Annotated in this window: 23 protein-coding genes and 2 pseudogenes; 15 read left to right on the forward strand and 10 right to left on the reverse strand. The window is 65.7% G+C overall.

What is annotated here, in order from left to right; all coding sequences use genetic code 11:
- The first annotated feature begins 22 nt into the window (after positions 1 to 22).
- The 5 genes and pseudogenes from XI08_RS41835 to XI08_RS41855 all read left to right on the forward strand — a co-directional run.
- Positions 23 to 982 carry an ABC transporter permease gene (locus XI08_RS41835; protein ID WP_027544334.1) on the forward strand — a complete coding sequence of 320 codons (960 nt, stop codon included), beginning with the start codon at positions 23 to 25 and terminating at the stop codon, positions 980 to 982.
- The gene (locus tag XI08_RS41840; protein ID WP_025575971.1) at positions 948 to 1,865 is read left to right on the forward strand and encodes an ABC transporter permease; all 918 of its coding nucleotides are present in this window, start codon (positions 948 to 950) and stop codon (positions 1,863 to 1,865) included. Before XI08_RS41835 ends, XI08_RS41840 begins: the two co-directional genes overlap by 35 nt.
- A complete protein-coding gene (locus XI08_RS41845; RefSeq protein ID WP_271578908.1) occupies positions 1,865 to 2,860 on the forward strand; it encodes an ABC transporter ATP-binding protein in 996 nt (331 codons plus the stop codon). Before XI08_RS41840 ends, XI08_RS41845 begins: the two co-directional genes overlap by 1 nt.
- A pseudogene (locus tag XI08_RS41850) lies at positions 2,857 to 2,990 on the forward strand (peptide ABC transporter substrate-binding protein); the annotation flags it as partial. The gene XI08_RS41845 and the pseudogene XI08_RS41850, both read left to right, overlap by 4 nt.
- 165 nt (positions 2,991 to 3,155) lie before the next feature.
- A pseudogene (locus XI08_RS41855) lies at positions 3,156 to 3,980 on the forward strand (ABC transporter ATP-binding protein); the annotation flags it as partial.
- 23 nt (positions 3,981 to 4,003) lie between these two features.
- Here XI08_RS41855 and XI08_RS41860 read toward each other — a convergent pair.
- The 3 genes from XI08_RS41860 to XI08_RS41870 form a co-directional block, all read right to left on the reverse strand.
- The gene (locus XI08_RS41860; RefSeq protein ID WP_333929419.1) at positions 4,004 to 4,627 is read right to left on the reverse strand and encodes an HAD family hydrolase; all 624 of its coding nucleotides are present in this window, start codon (positions 4,625 to 4,627) and stop codon (positions 4,004 to 4,006) included.
- Positions 4,628 to 4,832: 205 nt separating this feature from the next.
- Positions 4,833 to 6,737 carry a sensor domain-containing diguanylate cyclase gene (locus XI08_RS41865; RefSeq protein ID WP_271578909.1) on the reverse strand — a complete coding sequence of 635 codons (1,905 nt, stop codon included), beginning with the start codon at positions 6,735 to 6,737 and terminating at the stop codon, positions 4,833 to 4,835.
- A gap of 179 nt (positions 6,738 to 6,916) precedes the next feature.
- A complete protein-coding gene (locus XI08_RS41870) occupies positions 6,917 to 7,138 on the reverse strand; it encodes a dodecin (RefSeq protein ID WP_271578910.1) in 222 nt (73 codons plus the stop codon).
- A 291-nt stretch (positions 7,139 to 7,429) separates the two neighbouring features.
- Here XI08_RS41870 and XI08_RS41875 point away from each other — a divergent pair, with 291 nt between their 5' ends.
- Both XI08_RS41875 and XI08_RS41880 read left to right on the forward strand, forming a co-directional pair.
- A complete protein-coding gene (locus XI08_RS41875; protein ID WP_271578911.1) occupies positions 7,430 to 8,431 on the forward strand; it encodes a glycoside hydrolase family 16 protein in 1,002 nt (333 codons plus the stop codon).
- 2 nt (positions 8,432 to 8,433) lie between these two features.
- Positions 8,434 to 9,897 (forward strand): GH1 family beta-glucosidase, encoded by a 1,464-nt coding sequence (locus tag XI08_RS41880; protein ID WP_271578912.1) that lies wholly within the window; start codon positions 8,434 to 8,436, stop codon positions 9,895 to 9,897.
- Positions 9,898 to 9,912: 15 nt separating this feature from the next.
- Here the strand turns inward: XI08_RS41880 and XI08_RS41885 are convergent, their stop codons facing one another.
- The 5 genes from XI08_RS41885 to XI08_RS41905 form a co-directional block, all read right to left on the reverse strand.
- Positions 9,913 to 10,470 (reverse strand): HNH endonuclease, encoded by a 558-nt coding sequence (locus XI08_RS41885; protein ID WP_271578913.1) that lies wholly within the window; start codon positions 10,468 to 10,470, stop codon positions 9,913 to 9,915.
- A gap of 460 nt (positions 10,471 to 10,930) precedes the next feature.
- A complete protein-coding gene (locus XI08_RS41890) occupies positions 10,931 to 11,908 on the reverse strand; it encodes a peptidyl-alpha-hydroxyglycine alpha-amidating lyase family protein (protein ID WP_271578914.1) in 978 nt (325 codons plus the stop codon).
- A 132-nt stretch (positions 11,909 to 12,040) separates the two neighbouring features.
- Complete coding sequence (locus XI08_RS41895) at positions 12,041 to 13,819, reverse strand: flavin-containing monooxygenase (RefSeq protein ID WP_271578915.1); 1,779 nt, start codon at positions 13,817 to 13,819, stop codon at positions 12,041 to 12,043.
- A 156-nt stretch (positions 13,820 to 13,975) separates the two neighbouring features.
- A complete protein-coding gene (locus XI08_RS41900; RefSeq protein WP_271578916.1) occupies positions 13,976 to 15,061 on the reverse strand; it encodes a DUF2855 family protein in 1,086 nt (361 codons plus the stop codon).
- The gene (locus XI08_RS41905) at positions 15,058 to 15,798 is read right to left on the reverse strand and encodes a DNA-3-methyladenine glycosylase family protein (protein WP_271578917.1); all 741 of its coding nucleotides are present in this window, start codon (positions 15,796 to 15,798) and stop codon (positions 15,058 to 15,060) included. The genes XI08_RS41900 and XI08_RS41905 overlap by 4 nt, the downstream gene beginning before the upstream one ends.
- A 178-nt stretch (positions 15,799 to 15,976) precedes the next feature.
- On the opposite strand from XI08_RS41905, the gene gluQRS reads away from it, so the two are divergent.
- On the forward strand, positions 15,977 to 16,849 hold the full coding sequence (gene gluQRS, locus XI08_RS41910) for a tRNA glutamyl-Q(34) synthetase GluQRS (protein WP_271578918.1): 873 nt from the start codon (positions 15,977 to 15,979) through the stop codon (positions 16,847 to 16,849).
- Positions 16,850 to 16,953: 104 nt separating this feature from the next.
- Complete coding sequence (locus XI08_RS41915) at positions 16,954 to 18,228, forward strand: ATP-binding protein (RefSeq protein WP_271578919.1); 1,275 nt, start codon at positions 16,954 to 16,956, stop codon at positions 18,226 to 18,228.
- Here the strand turns inward: XI08_RS41915 and XI08_RS41920 are convergent.
- On the reverse strand, positions 18,155 to 19,048 hold the full coding sequence (locus XI08_RS41920; RefSeq protein ID WP_271578920.1) for a YihY/virulence factor BrkB family protein: 894 nt from the start codon (positions 19,046 to 19,048) through the stop codon (positions 18,155 to 18,157). The genes XI08_RS41915 and XI08_RS41920 overlap by 74 nt on opposite strands.
- Before the next feature lie 374 nt (positions 19,049 to 19,422).
- On the opposite strand from XI08_RS41920, the gene XI08_RS41925 reads away from it, so the two are divergent.
- The 6 genes from XI08_RS41925 (at position 19,423) to XI08_RS41950 (ending at position 23,496) form a co-directional block, all read left to right on the forward strand.
- Positions 19,423 to 19,617 (forward strand): twin transmembrane helix small protein, encoded by a 195-nt coding sequence (locus tag XI08_RS41925; RefSeq protein ID WP_220013735.1) that lies wholly within the window; start codon positions 19,423 to 19,425, stop codon positions 19,615 to 19,617.
- Positions 19,618 to 19,619: 2 nt separating this feature from the next.
- Positions 19,620 to 20,204 (forward strand): cob(I)yrinic acid a,c-diamide adenosyltransferase, encoded by a 585-nt coding sequence (locus tag XI08_RS41930; RefSeq protein ID WP_271578921.1) that lies wholly within the window; start codon positions 19,620 to 19,622, stop codon positions 20,202 to 20,204.
- A gap of 126 nt (positions 20,205 to 20,330) precedes the next feature.
- Positions 20,331 to 21,080 (forward strand): electron transfer flavoprotein subunit beta/FixA family protein, encoded by a 750-nt coding sequence (locus tag XI08_RS41935; RefSeq protein WP_027544317.1) that lies wholly within the window; start codon positions 20,331 to 20,333, stop codon positions 21,078 to 21,080.
- Positions 21,080 to 22,024 carry an electron transfer flavoprotein subunit alpha/FixB family protein gene (locus XI08_RS41940; protein WP_011084196.1) on the forward strand — a complete coding sequence of 315 codons (945 nt, stop codon included), beginning with the start codon at positions 21,080 to 21,082 and terminating at the stop codon, positions 22,022 to 22,024. The genes XI08_RS41935 and XI08_RS41940 overlap by 1 nt, the downstream gene beginning before the upstream one ends.
- 208 nt (positions 22,025 to 22,232) lie before the next feature.
- Positions 22,233 to 23,114 (forward strand): 3-hydroxybutyryl-CoA dehydrogenase, encoded by an 882-nt coding sequence (locus XI08_RS41945; RefSeq protein ID WP_027544316.1) that lies wholly within the window; start codon positions 22,233 to 22,235, stop codon positions 23,112 to 23,114.
- A gap of 187 nt (positions 23,115 to 23,301) precedes the next feature.
- Positions 23,302 to 23,496 carry a hypothetical protein gene (locus tag XI08_RS41950; protein ID WP_027544315.1) on the forward strand — a complete coding sequence of 65 codons (195 nt, stop codon included), beginning with the start codon at positions 23,302 to 23,304 and terminating at the stop codon, positions 23,494 to 23,496.
- On the opposite strand, the gene tlpA is transcribed toward XI08_RS41950, so the two are convergent.
- A complete protein-coding gene (tlpA, locus tag XI08_RS41955; RefSeq protein WP_271578922.1) occupies positions 23,493 to 24,158 on the reverse strand; it encodes a thiol:disulfide interchange protein TlpA in 666 nt (221 codons plus the stop codon). The genes XI08_RS41950 and tlpA overlap by 4 nt on opposite strands.
- Between the last annotated feature and the right edge of the window lie 51 nt (positions 24,159 to 24,209).

A 24,209-nucleotide genomic window follows, 5' to 3' on the forward strand; every position in this document is an offset into this window, starting at 1 on the left:
GGTCTAGGCGGGGTCTTTCCCTATGAGTCAATATGTCCTGCGTCGCCTGCTGATCGCCATTCCGAGCCTGCTCGGCATTTCGCTCGTGCTGTTCGTCGTGCTGGCGCTCGCCCCCGGCGATCCCTTCTCGGAACTGGCGACCAATCCGAACGTACCGCCCGAAGTCGCTGCCGCGCTTCGGGCGAAGTTCGGCCTCGACGATCCGATCTATCTGCGCTACCTGCACTGGCTCTCCGCCATGGCGCATGGCGATTGGGGTTTTTCCTTCGTCAGCCGGATGGACGTCGATGCGCTCATCCTCCAGCGCCTGCCGGCGACGCTCTATGTGATCGGCTCGGCGCAGATCCTGGCGCTCCTGATCGCGATTCCGGTCGGCGTCTACGCGGCGACCAAGCCGTATTCACTGTTTGACCAGATCGCCAACGTACTGGCCTTCGTCGGTTTCTCGCTGCCCACCTTCTTCACCGGCATCCTGTTCATCCTGATCTTCTCGGTCACGCTGGACTGGCTGCCCTTCGTCTATTCCAGCGACATCAAGGCCACCGGCATCCGCTGGGTGCTGGAGATGATCCGGCAGGCGATCATGCCGGTGGCGGTGCTCGGCCTGTTCCAGGCGGCCTCGATGACGCGCTTCGTGCGCTCGGCGATGCTGGACGTGATCCGGCTCGACTACGTCACCACGGCGCGCGCCAAGGGGCTCGGGCAGGCCAAGGTCATCGTCAAGCATGTGATGCGCAATGCGATGATCCCGGTCGTCACGCTGATCGCGCTCCAGATGCCGGCGGTGTTCGGTGGCGCCATCGTCACCGAGCAGATCTTCCGCATCCCCGGCATCGGCTCGCTGCTGATCTCCTCCATCCTTTCCAACGACACGCCGGTGGTGATGGCCGTCACCTTCGTCTTCGCGTGCCTTGTGGTCCTGTTCAATCTCATCGCGGACGTCCTGTATGGCTGGCTTGACCCTCGCATCTCCCTCCGCTGAGCGGCGCGTCTACTCGCCCTGGCGCGAGACGTGGCGGCGCTATAGCCGCCACAAGCTTGCCGTGGTCAGTGCGTTCCTGCTCCTCATTCTGGTGCTGGCGGTGGTCGCCGGCCCCTTCGTCTGGCGGGTCAAGATCGACGACATCGACATCGTGGCGGGCATGCAGGGGCCCTCGCTCGCCCATCCCTTCGGCACCGACGATCTCGGGCAGGACATCCTCGCCCGCATGATCTACGGCGGGCGCATCTCGCTCGCTGTCGGCCTTGCCGCGATGCTGGTCTCGGTGTTCGTCGGCACGCTGATCGGTGCGCTTGCCGGCATGTCGCGCGGTGCGCTCGGTCACGGGCTGATGTGGCTCACCGATCTCTTCCTGTCGCTGCCGCAGTTGCCGCTGCTGCTGCTGCTGATCTATCTGTTCCGCGACGGGCTCAAGGCCGCGTTCGGCCCCGAGGGCGGCATCTTCATCCTGATCGTGCTCGTGATCGGGGGCCTGCGCTGGATGCCGGTCGCCCGCCTCGTGCGCGCACAGTTCCTGTCGATCCGCGAAAAGGAGTTCGTCGAGGCCGCGCGCGCGCTCGGCGCCAGCCCGGTCCGGCAGGTGGTGCGCCACATCCTGCCCAATGCGCTCGGTCCGGTGATCATCGCCGGCACCATCGACGTCGCCGCCGCCATCATCGCGGAATCGACGCTGTCGTTCCTCGGCCTCGGCTTCCCGCCGGACACTCCGACCTGGGGGCGGCTGTTGTACGACGCCAAGGACTTCCTCGACATCGGCCCGCACTGGGCGCTGTTTCCGGGTGGCGCGATCTTCATCGCGGTGGTCGCCATCAACTTCATCGGCGACGGCCTGCGTGACGCGCTCGATGCGCGACGGGTGATCTGATGGCGCCGCTGCTCGAGATCAAGGGCCTGAAAACCCATTTCTCCACCGACGACGGCATCTTGCAGGCCGTCGACGGCGTCGACATCTCCATCAACCGCGGCGAGACGCTCTGCGTCGTCGGCGAGTCCGGCTGCGGCAAGACCGTGACGGCGATGTCGATCCTGAAGCTGATCGCGATGCCGCCCGGGCGCATCGCGGCCGGCCAGATCATCTTCGAGGGGCGCGATCTCGTGCCGCTGACGAGCAATCAGCTCGATGAGATCCGCGCCAAGGAAATCGGCTTCATCTTCCAGGAGCCGATGACATCGCTCAACCCGGTGCTCACCGTTGGCGAGCAGATCGCCGAAAGCCTGCGCCGTCATGAAGCCGTGACCAAGAAGCAGGCGCTCGAGCGCACCATCGAGATGCTGAAGCTGGTGCAGATCCCCAACGCCGAGGGCCGCGTGCACAACTATCCGCACCAGTTCTCCGGCGGCATGCGCCAGCGCGTGATGATCGCGATGGCGCTCGCCTGCAAGCCGAAGCTGATCATCGCCGACGAGCCCACCACCGCGCTCGACGTCACCATCCAGGCGCAGATCCTCGACCTCTTGCAGGACATGAAGGAGCGCTTCGGCATGGCGGTGATGCTGATCACCCATGCCATGGGCGTCGTCGCCGAGACCGCGCAGCGCGTCGTCGTGATGTATGCCGGCAAGGTGGTGGAGGAGGCGAGCGTCGACGATCTCTTCGCCGATCCCCGCCATCCCTATACCCAAGGGCTGATCCGCTCGATCCCGCGCATCGACCTCGACAGCGAGCACAAGACGCGGCTGGAGGCGATCGGCGGCTCGGTGCCGATCCTGATCAATCCGCCGGTCGGCTGCCGCTTCGCGCCGCGCTGCAAGTTTGCCATGAGCGTCTGCACCGAGAAGGAGCCGCTGCTCCGCGAGGTCTCGCCCGGGCACCGCATGGCCTGTCACTTGGGGGATACGCAGTTGGGAGCCGCGCCATGAGCGAACCCTTGCTCCGCGTCAGCGGTCTGAAGAAACATTTCCCCGTTTTTGGCGGCTTGCTGTCGCGCCAGGTCGCCAGCGTCTATGCGGTCGACGGCGTGTCGTTCTCGGTGGGGGGGGGGGGGGGGGGGGGGGGGGGGGGGGGGGGGGGGGGGGGGGGGGGGGGGGGGGGGGGGGGGGGGGGGGGGGGGGGGGGGGGGGGGGGGGGGGGGGGGGGGGGGGGGGGGGGGGGGGGGGGGGGGGGGGGGGGGGGGGGGGGGGGGGGGGGGGGGGGGGGGGGGGGGGGGGGGGGGGGGGCGAATCCGGCTGCGGCAAGTCGACGACGGGGCGCTGCGTGCTGCGCCTGATCGAGCCGACCGACGGCGAGGTCGTGTTCGACGGTCAGGACGTGCGCCAGCTCGGTGGCAACGATCTGCGCGCGATGCGGCGGAACATGCAGCTCGTGTTCCAGGATCCGTTTGCCTCGCTCAATCCGCGCATGACGGTGGGGGCGATTCTCGGCGAGGCGCTCATCATCCATAAGCTCGGCTCATCGGCCAAGGAGCGGGAGGAGCGCGTTGCGAGCCTGCTGGTCAAGGTCGGGCTCAAGGCCGAGCACATGCGCCGCTACCCGCACGAATTCTCCGGCGGCCAGCGCCAGCGTATCGTGATCGCGCGCGCGCTCGCGGTCGAGCCGAAGCTGATCGTCTGCGACGAGCCGGTCTCTGCGCTCGACGTGTCGATCCAGGCCCAGGTCATCAATCTGCTGGAAGATCTCCAGGCCGAGCTGAACCTCACTTATCTCTTCGTCGCGCATGACCTCTCGGTGGTCGAGCACATCTCCGACCGCGTCGCGGTGATGTATCTCGGCCGCATCGTCGAGCTGGCGAAGGCCAGCGACCTCTACCGCAACCCGCAGCATCCCTACACCAGGGCGCTGTTGTCAGCGGTGCCGGTGCCCGATCCCAAGCTCAAGCGTGAGCGCATCCGCCTCAAGGGCGACGTGCCGAGCCCGATGAAGCCGCCGTCAGGCTGCCACTTCCACACCCGTTGTCCGATCGCCCAGCCGCGCTGCGCGGAAAGCGCGCCGGAGCTGAAGGAGGGGGCGGGCGGCCATTTCGTGGCGTGCCATCTGGCCTGACGCCGGCAAAGCAGGACGCGTATTCATTCGCCCTGAAGCAGGTCGTACGCCGAAAGGGCCTGCCTGAAAGCCTGCACCGACGTGTGGTGATGCGCGAACAGGCCCGCCTCGCGCGCGCCGGCAACATTGGCCGGGAGATCGTCGACGAACAGCGCGGTCTCCGGCATCACGCCGAGCTCGGTCAGGCAGAGGCGATAGCAGCGCGGGTCCGGCTTTGCCGTCTTGAACTGGGCCGAGGTGTAGATCCGGGAGCCGAACAGCGGCCGCAAGTCCGGCAGCAGCGTGTCGATGTGGTCGGCGACCAGCGTGGTGTTGTTGGTCAGGACGGCAATATCGACGGTTTCGCGCAGACGTCGGGCAATCTCCAGCACCGCACGATCGGCCTGCATTGAACGGCGCCGCGCCTCCACCCACTCGTCGAGCGACAGCGGATAGCCCATGCGCTCGCCGAAGCCTCGCAGATAATCCGCGGCATCGAGAGCGCCGGAATCGCCGAGCGATTCGAAGCCGCTGTCCCAGATCGCCTGGTGGACGCACTCGCTGGTCGATCCCGCGAGCTCTGCCAGACAGGCGACACGCTGTCCCCTGTCGTAGCTGCAGAGGACATTGTCCATGTCGAAGAGGACGAGCTTGATCCCATCAGGCACAGCAGCACTCTCGGATCGGCCGAACCTCCGGCCGTGATCGCAGTCATATCCCGCCCGAACGCGGGCGACAAATCCGGGAAAGGGCCGATCGCCGCGATGCTGCCTGGTCGGCGGCGGCGCGTTTCGAAGGCGAGTTTTCGAACGTTATCCGCAGCTACGCCGGCAAGGGCAAGCGTTTGCTACGCCTCGCAGATCGGCGATTGCGTCACGCGCTCTTCGCGGGCCAGGGCACGACCTGTCCCGATACGATCAGCCGGTCGCGGCCGCTGTCCTTTGCGGCATAGAGCGCGCGGTCGGCGGCCGCGACCAGCGCGCTGGAGTCGGTCGTGGTCTCGGATGGAAACCCCGTCGCGGCGCCCACGCTCACCGTGACGAGCCGCGAGGGCGGATTCTGCGCGTGCAGCATGGCGAGGTCGCGCAACGCGCCGCGAATCTCCTCGCCGACCCTGGCGCAGCCGTCTGCATCGGTGTTCGGCAGCAGCACGGCGAACTCCTCGCCGCCGTAGCGCGCCGCGAGGTCGGCCGGCCGCCGGGGATGGGCGGACAGGATCCGCCCCAGCGCGCGCAGGCAGCCGTCGCCGGCCAAATGCCCGTAATGGTCGTTGAACGCCTTGAAATGATCGACGTCGATCAGCAGGAGCGAGAGTGGGGTGCCGTCGCGGCGGGCGCGGGCCCATTCGTCCGCGAGGCGCTCATCGAATGCGCGCCGGTTGGCGAGCCCGGTGAGGCCGTCGGTCGCCGCGAGCGAGGCGAGCTTGTCCTGCAAGTCCTTCTGCTCGGTCATGTCGCGCACCACCGCGACGACGCCGTCGATCTCGCCGCTGTCGGACGCCCGGGTCACGTGCAGGGCCGACTCGGCCCAGATCTCGCCCTTGTCGCGATGGCGTTGACGGTAGACGAACCTTGCCTCCTCCGCCTCGCCGTTCTTCAGCGCGGCAATGGCCTGCTCGACCCGTTCCATGTCCTCCGCGTGAACCCCGGCCACGGCCGACGTCCCCAGCAGTTCGTTGGAAGACCAGCCGATGATGCGCGCGCATGACGGAGAAACGTAGATCAGCCGGTTGTCCAGTCCGATCCGGGTCACCATGTCGCTGGATTGCTCGGCCAGCAGGCGGAAATGGGCTTCCTTGGCGATCAGAGCCTGTGCCATGCGCTGCCGCTGCAAGAGCTGACGGACCAGGTAGAAGCCGATCGCCGCGATCAGCAGGACGAGGCCGACGACAACGGTCATGCGTGCGACCGCCGCGCGACGCCAAGGGGCCAGTACGTCGTCCTGCGACTTGCTCGCCAGCACCATCAGGGGATAGCGGCTGCTGCGCTGGTAGTAGCTGAGCCGCTGCACGTCATCCAACGGCGACTTGAAATAGTAGACTGCCGCAGCCGGACGGGTTTTCCATTGCTTGAACAGCGGCGCGTTGGACAGGTCGCGTCCGACGAAGGCGCCGGTCTCGTCGCGGCTGCGCGCCAGCATGATGCCGTCGTTGTTCAGCAGCGACGCCGAGCTGTGCGGACCGAGGTCGAAGCGCTCGTAGAACTTGACGAAATAGCTGACGTCGATCGTGAGCAGGGCAACGCCGGCGAAGCTGCCGTCGGGGTGGTTGATCCGGCGAGACGCGGTGATGATCCACTGTCCGCCGGCGCGGCTCTTGATGGGTCGTCCGATCAGCGTGCCCGGATCCGGCGAGTCGCGATGGCGCTGGAAATATTCGCGGTCGCTGTTGTTGAATTTGGAGAAGTCAACCTGCTCGGTCGTGGCAAGCCAGCGGCCGGTCTCGTCATAGACGAAGATGCCGCGGATGCGGTCCGATGATTTGCGGGTCGGCAGATAGGTCTGGAGTTTTGCGATCGTGTCCGGACCCGTTCCATCGAGCTCGAGCCGATGGACCAGCCCGACGAGGATAGTATCGACGAGCTCGAACGTGTCGTCGGCATGCTGGACCAGCGAATGCGCGAGGTTGGCCACGTCGATTTCGGCGGTTCTGAGCTCGGCATTGCGCGATTCCCATTCGCGCCAGCCGCTCAAGCCCAGGATGGCGAAGCAGGTCAGCATGACGAAACCCGCCGCCCAGAGCGGAAGACGCGTCTTTCCGAGGTCGCGGCCCGTACTCATCAGGCTTGCTCCATTTCGGAGCAAACCTCTCACTTTGGTCTTAACGGGCTGTTGCGTCATCCGCGCTGATTGTGTGAATCCCGTATTCGGCCGGAACCAGTCCTCGATGTTTCGACGGGTTATCGTCGGAGGTTGTTAACCACGCTGACCTCACGCCGGATTCGCCTGGCGTCCCTGCCTCACTCTTCCAGTGTAAACCCGACCCGCAGCGTCACCTGATAGTGGCGCACGGCGTTGTTCTCGATGTGGCCGCGCGTCTGCACCACCTCGAACCATTTCATCTCGCGGATGGTCTTGGCGGCGCGGCTGATCGCGTTCTTGATCGCATCCTCGATCGAAGTTTCGGATGATCCGACCAGATCCAGGATCTTGTAGACGTGATCCTTCTCGGCTGTGGGCATGGCGCGTCTCCCCTTGTGCTGTGACGGGCCCGGATACGTCTGTCGCGATACATCCGGCCGGCCTCCACCTTGAACGGATCCGGGCGCCTCGGGTTCCGTCCCCGGCGATCGGCCGCGCCACAAGCCGACCGCGGTCCATGGCGGTGTCCAGTTTGTGCAAGTGCACGAAAATATGGGTCGCGCGTGCGGGCGGTGCCCCCAAATTCGTCCGCGGCCGCCTGGCCGCTCTTGCTCGCTCCAATGCGGGCGCGTTAGCCTCGGTCCGTTTCCTTATACCTTCGATGTGCAGCGATGAACGGCCGTTGGACGAGGAGCGCTCTGGTCGCAATCAGTCTGTCCGCCGTGCCAGCGCTGGGCGCGGTGCCGGACGATCTCGACGACGCGCCCGGCACCATGTCGCTGCAGGTGACGACCGATCCGTCCACGATCGAATGCCGCAAGCTCGAAACGGTCAATCCTGCCTCGCTGATCTTCCTGCCGCTGCGGCGGACGTTCAACGAGGATTTTGACGAGCATCCGCTGTCGGGCGGACGCTGGGTGCCGCACTATGCCGGCGGCGCGGCGTGGCCGGAGGCGCGCTACTGGGGCGGCGACGGCTCCGACTTCAAGCGCAAGACCAGCGCCAATGGCGAGCAGCAGATCTATGTCGATCCGCGCTACTCGGGGCGCGCCGCGGCGCCGCTCGGGCTCGATCCGTTCAAGGTGAAGGACGGCGTGCTCTCGATCGTCGCGAGCCGTACACCGCCGGAATTGAAGTCCGTTCTGTTCAACAACGAGTACATCTCCGGGATCCTGACGACGCAGGGCACGTTCGCGCAGAAGCATGGCTATTTCGAAATCCGCGCCAAGCTCCCGGTCGGCCATGCGGTGTGGCCGGCGTTCTGGATGCTGGCGGACGACGGCGGCTGGCCGCCGGAGGTCGACGTGCTGGAAGGCCGGGGTGAGCGGCCGGGCGATCTCGTGATGACGACGCATTGGCGGATTCCGTCGACCCAGAAGATCCAGTCCTGCGGCTTCGACTTCGCGGTCGGCGACGCCTCGAGCACATTCCACAATTACGGTGTGCTGTGGGAGGAGGATCGCCTGGTCTATTTCATCGACCGCAAGCCGGTGTCCGACATCAAGGTGCCGATCGGCTTCGACGATCCCATGTACATGATCGTCAATCTCGCGATCGGATCGAAGTTCTTTATCGGCGTCGGTCCCGTCGATGCGGAATCACCGCCGGCCGTCGCATTCGAGATCGACCGGGTTTCCGCCTATCAGATCGAGATGGAGCAGGCGCGGAGATAGATATGTCGGCGGATTTCTCGCGGCGTCATCTTGCCAAGCTCGCCGGCCTTGCCGCGCTGGGAGCGGCGACGGGCGTCAGCGCTGCGGAGAGCGAAACGCCAGCATCGGCCGGGCGCGGCGCGCCGTTCCCGAAGGATTTCTTGTGGGGCACCGCGACCTCGTCCTACCAGATCGAAGGCGCCGTCAACGAGGACGGCCGCGGCAAATCGATCTGGGACATTTTCAGCCACACGCCCGGCAAGATCGAGGACGGCTCCACGGGCGACCGCGCCAACGAGCATTATCACCGCTACAAGGAGGACGTCGCGCTGATCAAGGCGCTCGGCGTCAAGGCCTACCGCTTCTCGATCGCGTGGCCGCGGGTGTTTCCCGATGGGGCGGGTCGGCCCCATCCCAAGGGGCTCGATTTCTACAGTCGCCTGGTCGACGAGCTGCTCGCGAACGGCATTGAGCCCTACGCCACGCTCTATCACTGGGACCTGCCGCAGGCGCTCCAGGACCGCGTCGGCGGCTGGCAGTCGAGCGACACCTCGAAGGCCTTTGCCGACTACGCCGCGTACGTCGCCGCACGCCTGACCGATCGCGTAAAAAACATCTTCACCGTGAACGAGGTCGGGCGCTTCGTGAATTTCGGCTACGGCTGGGGCATCGACGCGCCCGGCCTCAAGCTGCCGGCGGCGCAGCTGAACCAGGTCCGCCATCACGTCGCGCTGGCGCACGGGCTTGCCGTGCAGGCGATCCGCGCCTCAGGGCGCGCCGGCACAAGGGTGGGCGCAGCCGAGAATATCGCGGCCTGCGTGCCGGCGATCGCAACGCCGGAAAACATCCGTGCCGCCGAGATTGCGACGCGCGAGCTCAACGCCGGCTTCCTCGGCGTGGTGCTGGAGGGCAAGTATACCGACGGCTTCCTCGCCTATGCCGGCGCGAACGCGCCGAAATTCACGCCTGAGGAGTTGAAGATCATCGGCACGCCGAACGACTTCGTCGGCCTCAACATCTACGCACCGCAGTTCTATGTCACCGCCTCCGACCGCGCGCCCGGCTTCCACGTGCTGCCGTTCCCCACCTCGTTCCCGCACATGAATTCGGAATGGCTGCGGATCGGCCCCGAAGTGATCTACTGGGCGCCGCGCCTCGCCGCGAAGATCTGGAACATCGAGACCATCTACATCAGCGAGAACGGCACCTCGTCCGAGGACAAGATCGCCGCCGACGGCCAGGTCTACGACCTCGACCGCATCATGTTCCTGCGCAACTATCTGACCCAGATGCAGCGCGCGGTCACGGAAGGGGTGCCGATCCGCGGCTATTTCCTGTGGAGCCTGATGGACAACTTTGAATGGATCTTCGGCTACGGGAAACGCTTCGGCCTGTATCGGGTCGACTTCGAGACGCAGGCGAGGGTGCCGAAGCTGAGTGCCGCGTTCTATCGCGACGTGGTGGCAAGGAATGCGATCGGGGTGTGAGTGTATTCGCCCGTCCTACGGATCCAGCTCGGTATCCCAGTAGAGATAGTCCAGCCAGCTGTCGTGCAGATAGTTCGGCGGGAACATGCGGCCGTTGCGGTGGAGCTGGTGCACGGTCGGCGCGAAGGCGCTCTGGCGCGGAAACATCCTGGCTTGCGCTGGCGTAAGGTTGCCCTTGCGCAGGTTACAGGGCGAGCACGCCGCGACCACGTTTTCCCAGGTGGTCTGGCCGCCCTTGCTGCGCGGGATGATGTGATCGAAGGTGAGGTCTTCGGGCGAGCCGCAATATTGGCAATTGAAGCGGTCGCGGAGGAAGACGTTGAAACGGGTGAAGGCGGGGTGGGTGGTCGGCTTGACGAAGGATTTGAGCGAGACCACGCTCGGCAGCTGCATTTCCAGCGTGGGACTTCGGACCGCCTGATCGTAATGCGCGACGATGTTGACGCGGTCGAGGAACACCGCCTTGATCGCGTCCTGCCACGACCACAGAGACAGTGGGTAGTAACTCAGCGGCCGGAAGTCCGCATTCAGCACCAACACCGGCCAACTGCCTTGCGAGACATGTGCGTTCAAGTAACGCTCCCGGCCTCCATGTACGCTGCGAAGCAGCATGTATTGACATACTACATGCAGCGTGACGGGATTGTGAAGCCCGTTGAGCGACTTATTCAGGCGCAGGCAATGCGGCGGCGGGGTGGCAAAACGCGCAAAAACGCCGCGATTCGGGGAGGGGTCCATGCGGGGCAACCGCGGAACCGCCTTCACGGTCAAGGCGCCGGACCGGGTGGCGCGAGGGCGTCTCCATAGGCCGACACATATCGTACGACGCGGCCTCGTTCTCCGCTGTGGTCCTGGCGAAAGCCAGGACCCATACCGCGGAATCCATCCGTGATGCGGGGTCCCAGTACCGCGCGGCAACCTGTCTTCACCAAACCACTCCCTGGGGTAGTGGGTCCTGGCTTTCGCCAGGACGACGCTGGGGAGGGAGCGGCACTTCAAAAGCGCGTCATCTCTTCGCGGCGGCGCCGTTGGATCACTCCCGTACCCGTTCCAGCTTCTGCAAGCACCGCGTCGCGCGCACGACGGCCGGCATCTCCTCGTCCGGGAAGCTCGTCGCCCAGTTGGTGACGCCGACCTCGCCGACATAGATGTCGCCCTTCGAGTCCAGCGCGATGCCGTGGGGGGCCAGGAATTTGCCGCTGGCCACGCCCGGACCTGCTTCGCCGCCGAGCCGCGCGATGCGATTTCCCTTGGCGTCCACGATCGACAGCCGCGGGCCGAGATTGGGCACGTTGCGGTTGATGTCGAGGCCGGGGCCCAGCTCGCCGATCACGAAGGTCGGGTTCTTGCCGCCGCCGCAGCAGCACAGCGCGCAGGGCCGGTGCAGGTTGTTCCACTGCGTCTCGAATTTGCCCTCGCCATTGAACACCTGCACGCGATGATTCTCGCGGTCGGCAACGTAGACCCAGCCATCGGCGTCGGCCGCGATATTGTGCACGATGTTGAACTGGCCGGGATCGGTGCCGGGCTCGCCCCAGCTCTTGATCAGCTTGCCGTCGGGCGTGAACTTGTGCACGCGCGCATTGCCATAGCCGTCGGAGACGTAGATCTCGCCCTTCGGCGACAGCGCCGTATGGGTGCAGCGGTGGAACGGCTCGCCGCTCATGAACGGCGCCGGCTTTTGCGGGATGCCGATCGTCAGCAGCACCTTGCCGTCGGTGGTGCATTTGCGCACGGTGTGGTCGCCGTCGTCGGTGCAGTAGAGATTGTCATCGGCATCGATGTGCAGGCCATGCGCGCGCGAGAACAGGCCCTCGCCAAAACTGCGCAGGAAATTACCCTCGCGATCCAGCACCACCATCGGATGGGCACCGCGGTTGAAGACGTAGACGCGGTCACGGCTGTCAACCGCAACGGAGGCGACGTCGGTGAGCTGCCAGCCGTCCGGTAGCTTGGCGAAATTTTCGACGACGCGGTAGCGGTGCTCGCCGGTGCCGAGAATGGCTGGCATGGATACTCCTCTTGTTCGTCTTGGCCGCACACGATCATCCGCACACTGTCATTGCGAGCGTAGCGAAGCAATCCAGACTGTCTCTGCGGAAAGACTCTGGATTGCTTCGCTGCGCTCGCAATGACGAATGGCTCAAGTCGGGGCCACCTCACGCCCCAAAATCCCTTCCTCGAGGGCCTTGATCTGGAGCGCGAGATATTTCGAGTTGATGCGGCACTGCGCGAGGCTGCCGGCGATGAACCACAGGCCGGGCTGCTTCGTGCGCGCATACATGTTGCGCAGCTCGAAGCCTTCACCGAATCCCCAGACCGGCCCGACGCGGTCGGCGACGCCATCGCCGAACAGCTTTCGCACCAGATATTCCTGCGGCTTGTAGCCGGTCGAGAGCACGATCAGGTCGGCCGGAATGGTCGTGCCGTCCTTCATCCGCGCGCCTTCGGCGGTAAAACCCTCGATGTCGGAAAACTGCTTCAGCTTGATCGCGCCCTCGACGACGAGGTTGGCGCAGCCGACGTTGAAGTAATAACCGCCGCCGCGGGTGAGGTATTTGAACTGCCAGCCGGTGCCGGCCTCGCCGAAGTCGAGCTTGAAGCCGACGCGGGAGAGGCCGTCGAGCAGTTCCTTGTCGAGCTCCTTCGACTGCTCCGTCAGCATCACATGGGTCTTCTTCGCGAGCGGCGTCGGCATCGAGGTCGCGATCAGATCGTTGTCCTCGAGCGTGCCCTCATTGTAGGTCGCGTAAGCGAGCTGCGCCGACGGCTCGATATTGGTGACCAGCGTCGGCGAACGCTGCACCAGCGTCACCTCGGCGCCGCTGGAGTGGAGGTCCTGCGCGATGTCGTGGCCGCTGTTGCCGGTGCCGATGACAAGGGCGCGCTTGCCTGCCCAGTTCTCGCCGTCCTCGTAGCGGCTGGAATGCACCAGCGTGCCCTTGAAATTGGCGAGGGTCGGAATGTCAGGAACATTGGCGATGCCGCTGACGCCGGTCGCCATCACCACATGGCGCGGATGCATGGTGCGCTTGCTGCCGTCGGCGCGGCGCAGCGTGACGGTCCAGCGGCCGTTCGCCTCGTCGTAAGAGCCACCTCCGAATTCGGTGCCGGTCCAGAAGTTCAGCTCCATGGCATCGACGTAAGCCTCGAACCAGTTGGCGAGCTTGTCCTTGGGGATATAGACTGGCCAGTTCAGCGGGAACGGCATGTAGGGCAGGTGATTGACCTGCACCTGGTTGTGCAGGGTGAGCGCGTGATAGCGCTTGCGCCAATTGTCGCCGATCCGCGTCTCGCGATCGATGATCAAGGTATCGACCTTCAACTGCTTCAGCCGTGCCGCGATGGCGAGCCCGGCCTGGCCGCCGCCGACCACCAGCACGGCCGGGTCGCGATCGGCATAGTCGCGCGCGGTGTTGCGCTGGTCGAGCCAGTTCGGCCCGCGGAAATCGCGCGAATAGGCATGGCCGCGTGGTCGTGACGTGCCGAGCTGTTCCTCGAAACCTTTGAGCTCGTCGAGCGCGGTCAGCAGCGTCCACGCCTTCAACCGGTCGCCGTCGGTATTATCAGGCACGAGCCGCAGGATGCCGCTGCAGCGGCCGAGCGCGGTTTCGAAGTTGAAGATGGCTTCGATGTTGCTGGTGCCGGCGCGCGTCACCCAGCGCGGTGCGGCACGGTTCGGTGCGATCTCGAAATGGATCGGCGCAGCCCTGGACGCGAGCGCGGCCAACGCCTGAGCGATCGCGCTACGGCCGGCCAGCGTTTGCAAGTTCCAGCTCAGCGCCAGCACATCGCGCCAAAAGCTCTCGGCGAGGAAGAGGCGGTCCAGCGCGGCGGCGGATTCCGGCTTGCCGAGTGCGCCCGCGAATTCATCGAGCCAGGCCTGCGCAGCGACGGAAATATCCTTCGTCCTGTCCAGCATTCGCGACCTCGTGGCCGTCTTCGCGGCGTTTCCTCTGGAGCATGATCCGGACCCGGAGGGCCGCGTAGCGCAAAGCGTGTAGCGGTTTTCCGAAGAGATCATGCTCCAATAGTAGAAGTCGAACGCTATACTGGATCAGCCCATGTCAAAAGCGCTTTACCCGAGCAGCGAGAGCATGTGGCCCTGCTCAGGCGGAATGCGCCCCGTCAGCGTGTCGAGATAAACTCGCCGCACGGCCTCCGGCCCGCGGCTCTCGACGACGGCGAGGCTCCGCTCAAGCAGCGGCGCAAAGCCCGACCACGCCGCGCCAAAGCGCTGCTCGATGCCGCCTGGACCCCAATCCTTCGCCCGCTTGCGAATATGGTCCGGCGCGAAGAACCAGCGCGGTTTTGCGCCGGGCAGGGCTCCTTCGTCGGCGTCGGTGGCGCGATGCGTCAATCCGACGCGCACTGAGCATTTCATCTGGTCGCCAAAATGCCGGTGCAGTCCGGCGCGCAGGGCGCTGTTGCCGGCCATGTCGACGAAGGCGACCGGCGCATTCGATGGCAAGGACGTCACGCGGTCATAGGTGACGACCTCGTCGTAACATCCGAGCGACGTCACGAAGCCGGTATTCCCGGCTGAGGTCAGGCCGATCACCTTGCGGCCGCGCGTGTGCAACAGATGCGCAAGGCCGAACGCGGTCTTGCTCGAGGCGCTCGACAGCAGCACGGTCCGCGCGCCAAAATCATCGTTCTCGGCGAGGAAGTCGTCGACCAGGAACGACAGCATGAACAGCGGCCGCAGCAGCGCCTGGTAGTCGCCCTGCCGGCCGGCGTAGGCGGGATCGCCGGTGACGCGCGCATAGGCATTGTAGACCGGCGCCACGCCCTGCCGATGCGAAGCACCGTCGCGCAAGCCGCGCTTGCTGACGTCGGTGGCCTCGATGACCAGATGCGTCGCCATCGGGAAGTAGCCGAACAGGCGCTCGCCTGCCGGGATGTTCGGATGTTTCGAGGCGATCACCTCGCCAAAACCCCACACCGGGATGTTGCCGAAGCCCTGCGGTGCAGGAAAGATCTGCCAGTATTTCAGCTCGTCGCCCATCACGGCATAGGTGATGTTGTTGGCGGTGAACGCGAAGCGCTCGACCTTCACCAGCAGCGCATCCGCCGGCAGCGCGGCTGCATCCGGAATGGCGCTCTCGATCAGCTTGCACTGCTCGAGATCGTTGCGCGCAACGACGAAGTCGGTCGATGTCATGGTGAAGGTCCCGGCTTTTTCCGTGCCGGCATCTTCTCTTTCACGCCTAGGCGCTTTGCAACAGCAACATTGTTTAAAACGGCGTTCGCCTCGCCGGCGATGACGCCCTCACGCTTCTTCACCGCGCGGTAATAGCTCCACCACAGATGCGCCGCCGCGCCGCGCAGCGGACGCCAGGGTTCGGCGAGCGGCGCCATCTGCTTCTCCGTCGGCCGCGCCGGAAGGCCGAGGCCGATCTTGATTCCCTCCTGCACCGCGAGGTCGCCGGCCGGCCAGGCATCGCCATGGCCGAGGCAAAACAGGAGATAGACGTCCGCCGTCCACGGCCCGATACCGGGCAGCGAGATCAGCGTGTGATGCGCGGCGTCGGCATCTTCCTCTGCGAGCACGTCGAGGTTCAGCCGCTCCGCCGTGATCTCGCGCGCAAGATGTTTCAGCGTCTTGATCTTGGCGGCGGACAGGCCAAGCCGTCCCAGCCGGTCGGTGCGCGCGCGGCCCACCGCCTCATGATCGAACGGATCGAAGGCGTCCGACAGCCGTCCCCAGATCGCCGCGGCGCTCGCGGTCGAGAGCTGCTGCCCGCAGACGATATGCGCAAGCCCGGGGAAGCCCGGTTCGCGTCGCCGCAAGGCCGGCATGCCCGCAGTCGCAAGCACGGGCTTGAGCCGCGGATCGCGCTTCACCAGCGCCTGGATGGCCTCTTCGAGATCGGACTGGGTTTCGAGGTGGATGGTCATTGTGGCCTAACTCGTCATGCGCGGGCTTGCCGTCTCTGCTAGAGCTACGCCGGCCCAATACCGAGAAGCCCGCCGAAACCATCGGCGCAGGCGGGACCGGCGCATCCCTTTCCGATCGTAACAGAGTCATGGAAGATGGATGGCCGGGTCAAGCCCGGCCATGACGAGATCCTGCCATATGTCGCCACCCGTTTTCCGATTTGCTCCGAGCCCGAACGGCTTCCTGCATCTCGGCCACGCCTATTCTGCGCTGCTCAACTTCGACCGTGCGCGCGAGGCCGGCGGGCGCCTGTTGCTGCGGATCGAGGACATCGACGCGACGCGCTGCCGGCCTGAGTATGAGACGGCGATCTACGAAGATCTCGCCTGGCTCGGCATTGCCTGGGAAACACCGGTGCGGCGGCAGTCGGAGCATCTTTCCGATTACCGCGCCGCGCTGGACAAGCTCTCTGCGCTCGGCTTCGTCTATCCCGCCTTCGAAAGCCGCGCCGAGATCGCAAAGCTGGTCGCCGCGCGCGAGGCCCATGGGCCGTGGCCGCGCGATCCCGACGGCGCGCCGCTTTACACCGGAGACGCCAAGTCACTGCCCGCCGGCGAGCGGGCGCGGTTGATCACATCCGGCGCGCCCTATGCGCTCCGGCTCGACATGGCGGCTGCCTGCCGGCGCGTTGCCAGCCTGGGCTGGAACGAGCTCGGCGAGGGGCCCGACGGCGAGCGCGGCGTGGTTCCCGCACGGCCCGAGGCCTGGGGAGACGTGATCCTGGCACGCAAGGAGACGCCGACCAGCTACCATTTGTCCGTGGTCGTCGACGACGCCCTCCAGGGGATCAGCGAGGTGGTGCGCGGCCAGGACCTGTTTCACGCCACCTCCGTCCACCGCCTGCTGCAAACCCTGCTGGGCCTGCTGGAACCCGCCTACCGCCACCACGCGCTGATTCGGGACGAAGCCGGGCGGAAGCTGTCGAAATCGAGCAGCTCGACCGGCCTGCGGGAGTTGCGCGACGCCGGTGCATCGCCCGCCAGCATCCGCCGTCTGGTGGGATTAGGTTAAGTTTCTCTGGGGTTTAGCCAAACACCGCCGTGACTCCGGGTGTTCCGCCGTGCCATGCTTATCGGACAGCCCGGGGTTCGAAGGGGATACTTCGAAGGGGAATTATGGCGGCGAAAACGCGGGCAGCGCGCACCACGCGGACGTCCAGGCGACTGCCTCGGAAGCGGTCCGGGGCGGCCGGAAAGGTGCGCAAGCGCAGCACCAAGGCGGTCACGCCGGACGTGGTCCAGGCGGCACTTGCCGCCTTTGCCCATGAAGTCCGCACCCCCCTGACCGGCATTCTTGCGATCAGCGACCTGCTCGCGACCTCGGATCTCGGGGAGCGGGAACGGCGCTGGGCTGACACCATCAAGGCCGGCGCCGAGCATCTGGCGAGCCTCGCCACCCTGTTCGTGGACGCTGCCCGGACCGGCAAGGGGGCCGGAAAGGGCGGCAGCGCGCTGCGGCAGGACCTGTTCGACCTGCGGGCGCTGGCCCGCAGCTCCGGCGATTCGCTGGCTGGGCGCGCCGCGGCCAAGGGCCTCCAGGCCCAGGTCGAGCTCTCCGAAAAGCTGCCGGGGCTGGTGGTCGGCGATCCCGTCCGCCTGCGCGCCGCGCTCGAGAACCTCATCGACAATGCCGTGAAGTTCACCGACCAGGGCGGCGTGGCGCTCGTGGTCGCGCCCTGGCGTCCGGCCAAAGGCAGGAAAAGAGACAAGACGAAGGGCAGGGTTGGCGTCGCCTTCGCGGTGTCCGACAGCGGCATCGGCCTGACCATGGCCGAGATCAAGCGGTTGTTCCGCCCCTTCACCCAGGCCAATGTCACCATCGCCTCGCGCTTCGGCGGCGCCGGGCTCGGACTATCCTCGGTGAAGCAGCTGGCGCGCGCGATGGGCGGCGACATCTCGGTCGCACCGCGACGCGGCGGCGGCGCCACCTTCACATTGACGGTGTCGCTGGACGCGGCGGGGCCGGCCAGGTCCCGCAAGGCGAAGGGCGAGGCCGAGGCCGATGCGGCGGCCGCGCTGCGCGTGCTCAGCGTCGAGGACAATCCGTTCGGCCGCGTCGTGCTCAACACCATTTTGACCGAGCTCGGCCATCATGCCGAGTTCATCGGACGCGGCGAGGATGCGGTGAACCGGCTCGCGCAGGGGGCCTTCGACGCGGTGCTGATGGACATGGTGCTGCCGGGCATCGACGGCGTCGAGGCCATCCGGCGGATCCGCACCATGCCGGCGCCGCTCGCTCGAATCCCCATCATCGGCGTGTCCGGGCGCGGCGAGGACGAGGCGGCCTCGCGCGAGGCGGGCGCCGACGCCTTCCTGGTCAAGCCCGTGTCTCCGCGTGCTTTAGCGACTGCGCTGCTTGTAGCGACACGCCGTGAGGAAGTCGCGACTTGATGATCGCGGCGTTGAGCTCGCCGCCGTAGACGAAGATCGCGGCGATGAAATACAGAAACACCAGCGCGATGATCACCGAGGCCAGCCCCGCATACATCGTCACGTAATTGTTGGCGAAGCGCGCCAGATATTGCCCGAACACGATGCCCGAGATCAGCGACGCCACCACGGTGAAGACGATGCCGGGCAGGATCTGCAGGAAGCTGCGCCGCCCCGCCGGCACCCACGCATGCAGGATGATCAGCGCCACCACCAGCGCGCCGATGGTGATGCCGTAGCGCAGCCAGGTGAGGATGCTCTCGTTAGACTCGACGAACAGCGGGATGTGGCGCCGCGTCGCCTCGATGATGAGCGGGCCGAGCACGATCAGGAACGCCATGGCAAGCGCGGTGAAGGCCGCAACCAGCGTATAGCCGATCGATTCCAGCCGCAGCCAGTACCAGCGCCGCATCTCCACCACCGCATAGGCGCGGTTGAGCGCGACGCGGAGCGCCTCGACGCCGTTCGAGGCGAAATAGACCGACAGCGCCGCGCCGATGGTCAGCACGCCGGTGCGGGTCGTGGTCAGCACGTCGTGGATCTCGCCGGAAAGGCTGTCGGCGACCTGCTTGGGCCAGACCTCGAGCATCAGGCTGGCGGCCTGGTCGGCGAGCTCCTTGGAACCGAAGAAGCCGGCGAGCGAGGTCAGCACGATCAGGAACGGGAACAGCGCCATCAGCGTCGACAGCGCAATGTGGCTCGCGATCGCCCAGCCGTCATCGGCCAGGAACGTGTAGAACGCATCCATCACGACGACGTAGATGTAGCGGATGGCTTTCACGGCTTGCTCCGGCTTCGCCTCTCCCCGCTTGCGGGGAGAGGCCGGAATGCGCGCGTAGCGCGGATTCCGGGTGAGGGGGAGTCTCCGCGAATCCCTCTGTCACCGTCCTCGCGGAGAGCCCCCCTCACCCGCCGCGCGTTGCGCGCGTCGGCCTCTCCCCGCAAGCGGGGAGAGGCGAGGGCCGGCGATGGACGCAAATCGGAAATCATCCAGCCAGCTTCTGATATTATTGGCCTAAAAGCCAGATCGCCAACCAACCCAGTCGCCATTCCGGGGCGATGCGACGGGACCGCGCAAAGCGCGACCCGGTGGCGCGCTCCGGAATGACGGGTGGGGAGATGGCGGACCGGCGCGCACGGTGTTATCTACCCCCGATGGCATCTCTCCTGAGTACTTTCATCCTGCCGGTGGCGGCCGGCGCCGTGGCGTTGGTGCTGCTGCTCGGTCTCGTCAACATGATGCGGGGCGGCTCGCCCAACACCTCGCAGAAGCTGATGCGCTGGCGCGTGCTGCTTCAGTTCGTGGCGATCGTCATTGCCATGATCGCGGTCTGGGCGATGGGGCGCTGAACATGGTTGTGCTGAATCGCATCTATACGAAGACCGGTGACGACGGCACGACAGCGCTCGGCTCGGGCGAACGCCGTCCGAAATACGATCTGCGCATCGAAGCCTATGGCACCGTGGACGAGACCAATGCCGCGATCGGCGTCGTGCGTCTCCATACCCATGATACGCCCGAGCTCGATGCCATGCTCGGCCGCATCCAGAACGATCTGTTCGATCTCGGCGCCGACCTCGCGGTGCCGGAGCGGGAAGGCAAGGAAACTAAAAAGGCCGAACGGCTGCGGGTAGTGGCAAGCCAGGTCGAGCGGCTCGAGCACGACATCGACGCGCTCAACGACAAGCTCGCGCCGCTCACCTCCTTCGTGCTGCCCGGCGGCACGCCCGCCGCCGCCTACCTGCATGTCGCACGCACGATATGCCGCAGGGCGGAACGCGTGATGGTGGAACTGGCGGCCCAGCCGGGCGAGCCGGTCGGCGCCGCTGGTATCCAATATATGAATCGCCTGTCGGACTTCCTGTTCGTGGCCAGCCGCGCAGCCAACCATAACGGCGCCGGCGACGTGCTCTGGGTTCCGGGCCAGAATCGCTGACCCATTAGAACGGCCCATTTCCAAGGTCTAAAATTTGGCCTCTTCGCGCGTTGACCGGGCCGGGTCAGGCCTTTAGGTTCCGCGCCAGTTGATAACCCCCTTCCCAAATTGAGTGAAAGAGGATCGATGAAGGTCTTAGTGCCGGTAAAGCGGGTGGTCGATTACAACGTCAAGGTCCGCGTCAAGGGCGATGGATCGGGCGTTGAACTCGCCAACGTCAAGATGTCGATGAACCCGTTCGATGAAATCGCGGTCGAGGAAGCGCTGCGCCTGAAGGAAGGTGGCAAGGCCACCGAGGTCGTGGTGGTTTCCATTGGACCGGCGCAGGCGTCGGAGACGATCCGCACCGGTCTTGCCATGGGCGCCGATCGCGGCATCCTGGTGAAGGCAGAGGGCGCCGTCGAGCCGCTCGCCGTCGCCAAGATCCTGAAGAAGATCGCTGAGGAAGAGCAGCCGGGCCTGATCATCCTCGGCAAGCAGGCGATCGACGACGACAGCAATCAGACCGGCCAGATGCTGGCCGCGCTGCTCGGCTGGTCGCAGGCGACCTTCGCCTCGAAGCTCGAGGTCGAAGGAAGCGACTTCAAGGTCACCCGCGAAGTCGACGGCGGTCTCCAGACCGTGAAGCTCAAGGGACCGGCGATCGTCACCACCGACCTGCGTCTCAACGAGCCGCGCTACGCCTCGCTGCCCAACATCATGAAGGCCAAGAAGAAGCCGATCGCGGAGAAGACCGTCGCCGATTACGGCGTCGACGTCACCGCGCGCCTCGAGGTTCTCAAGACGACCGAGCCGGCGGGCCGCAAGGCGGGCGTCAAGGTCAAGGACGTCGCCGAGCTGGTGTCGAAACTCAAGAACGAAGCCGGGGTGCTCTGATGACGACGCTTCTGATTGCCGAACACGACAACGCGTCGTTGAAGGATGCGACCAACAAGGCCCTGACCGCGGCCGCCGCGCTCGGTGCGGACGTCGAGGTGCTGGTGGCCGGCGAGGGTGCCAAGGCCGCGGCGGACGCCGCCGCCAAGCTCGCAGGCGTGAAGAAGGTGCTGCTCGCCGATGGCGCGCTTTACGCGCACGATCTTGCCGAGCCGCTGGCCGCGCTGATCGTCTCGCTGGCCCCGTCCTATGATGCGATCGTCGCGCCCGCGACCTCGCGCTTCAAGAACGTGATGCCGCGCGTCGCAGCCCTGCTCGACGTCATGCAGGTCTCCGAGATCATCAAGGTTGTCGCCCCCGACACCTATGAGCGTCCGATCTATGCCGGCAACGCCATCCAGACGGTGAAGTCGAAGGACGCCAAGAAGGTCATCACAGTGCGGACCTCCACCTTCGCCGCGGCGGGCGAAGGCGGCAGCGCGCCGGTCGAGAGCGTTCAGGCGGCGGCCGATCCGGGCCTGTCGTCCTTCGTCGGCGAGGAGGTCGCCAAGAGCGACCGTCCCGAGCTGACCTCGGCGAAGATCATCGTCTCCGGTGGCCGCGCCATGCAGAGCCGCGAGAATTTCGCCAAATACATCGAGCCGCTCGCCGACAAGCTCGGCGCCGGCGTCGGTGCCTCGCGCGCGGCGGTGGACGCCGGCTATGCGCCGAACGACTGGCAGGTCGGCCAGACCGGCAAGGTCGTCGCCCCCGAGCTCTATGTCGCGGTGGGCATTTCCGGCGCGATCCAGCATCTGGCCGGCATGAAGGACTCCAAGGTGATCGTCGCGATCAACAAGGACGAGGACGCGCCGATCTTCCAGGTCGCCGATTACGGCCTGGTCGCCGACCTCTACCAGGCGGTTCCGGAGCTGACGGCCGAACTCGGCAAGCTCGGCAAGTAAAAGACGTTCAAAACACCGGCCGGAGGTATAAACTCCGGCCGGTGTTTCATTTTTGAGGCGTTTTCTTTGGCGTGGGGCACGCCGGGGGAGCGATCCAATCTAGGTTTCGAGCCCAGGTTCTGATTAAATCACGGTTCTGATCAAATCAGACCTCCCGGCTTGGGGGATAGACAGGCGCGATATGCGCGCCGTTCCGGTGGATGACATTATGGCGGCAGTGATCAAGAAGGTCGGCGTGATCGGCGCGGGTCAGATGGGCAATGGCATCGCGCATGTTGCGGCGCTGGCTGGCTTCGACGTGGTGCTCAACGACGTTTCGGCCGATCGCCTCAAGTCGGGCATGGCCACCATCAATGGCAATCTGGCCCGCCAGGTCTCCAAGAAGGCCGTCACCGAGGAGGCCAAGACCAAGGCGCTGTCGCGCATCGTGGCCGCCGAGAAGCTCGACGACCTCGCCGACTGCGATCTCGTGATCGAGACCGCGGTCGAGAAGGAGGAGGTCAAGCGCAAGATCTTCCACGAGCTCTGCGCCGTGTTGAAGCCCGAGGCGATCGTCGCCTCGGATACGTCCTCGATCTCGATCACGCGCCTTGCCGCCGCCACCGACCGGCCCGAGCGCTTCATCGGCATTCACTTCATGAATCCGGTGCCACTGATGGAGCTGGTGGAGCTGATCCGCGGCATCGCCACCGACGATGCGACCTTCGAGGCGTCCAAGGAATTCGTCGCCAAGCTCGGCAAGCAGGTCGCAGTCTCCGAGGATTTCCCGGCCTTCATCGTCAACCGCATCCTGCTGCCGATGATCAACGAGGCGATCTACACGCTGTACGAAGGCGTCGGCAACGTCGAGGCGATCGACGCGGCGATGAAGCTCGGGGCGCACCATCCGATGGGCCCGCTCGAGCTTGCCGATTTCATCGGCCTCGATACCTGCCTGTCGATCATGCAGGTGCTGCACGAGGGCCTCGCCGACTCCAAGTACCGTCCGTGCCCGCTCTTGGTGAAATACGTCGAGGCCGGCTGGCTCGGCCGCAAGACCCAGCGCGGCTTCTACGACTACCGCGGCGCCAAGCCGGTTCCGACGCGCTGATGTCGTATGGTGGGTTAGCTTGCGGCTGCGCGAAGCGCAGTCCGCAGGTGTAACCCACCGCTTTCGCCTCCGCGGAGACACACAGTGGTGGGTTACGCCTTCGGCTAACCCACCCTACAGCACTGTGACAATTCATGTCGCGTTAACCGCTCGCGCCTAGGCTGCGCCCGGTACGAGGGTTCGCGTAATGGACATGATGGCAATGGTCAGCACCATGCTGGCCGCTCAGCAAGGCGCGTTGCAGTCGAATATCGCGGCGACGCTGACCAAGCAGAACATGGATATGGAGAAATCCACCGTCCTGACGCTGATGGGCGCCGGCCAGCCCTCGCTCGCCAATGTCGGCGCGGGTGTCGGCAATAATCTGAACGTCACCGCCTAAAGCGACGCGGCGGCCTTGCCCGTCGCAGCCCGGATCAGCTTGAGCGCGTCCTCGCTCGCCCATTCCGCCGGCCCCGCGATCGTCGCGATCTCGCAACCCTGCGGGTCGACCAGCACCGAGGTCGGCATGCCCAGGGCCCGGCCTATGGCCTTAAGATCCTGGAAAACCTTGGCTTTCTGATCGTTGAAATAGCCGAGCCGGGTCAGATTGGCCTCTTTCAGGAAGGTTTTGGGCTTCTCGGGGTCGCGGGTATCGATATTGATCGCCACCACCTCGAAATTCGGGCCCGAAAGCTTGCCCTGGAGCTCGTCCAGCGCAGGCATTTCCTTCCGACACGGCACGCACCAGGTGGCCCAGAGGTTCACCAGCAGCGTCTTGCCGCGGAAATCGGACAGCTTTCTCGGCTTGCCGTCGGCGTCCTCGAAAGCGAGGTCGGGCAGCTTCAAGGGTGCGCTCGCCATGGTCAGCGCCGCCACCTCGCCATGGGCGAGCGGGGCGATTTTCTGCGCCGTAGCCACTGCCGCCCGGCAGGCCGGATCGCCTGTAGGCGCCCGGCTCAGGCCCAGCCCGTACAGCGCAGCGAAGCCGGCCAGCCCGCCGACCGCCACGGTGGCGATGACGAGGGGGATCCGGCGCGTGGCGGAGGGCTTCGTGTCGAGCATATCGTTTGTCATCCGGTCGCAGATATGGCTATCAGGGGCCTCTTAATACGG

The sequence above is a fragment of the Bradyrhizobium sp. CCBAU 11361 genome (assembly GCF_028128935.1).
In the GTDB taxonomy this organism is placed as follows: Bacteria; Pseudomonadota; Alphaproteobacteria; order Rhizobiales; family Xanthobacteraceae; genus Bradyrhizobium; species Bradyrhizobium niftali.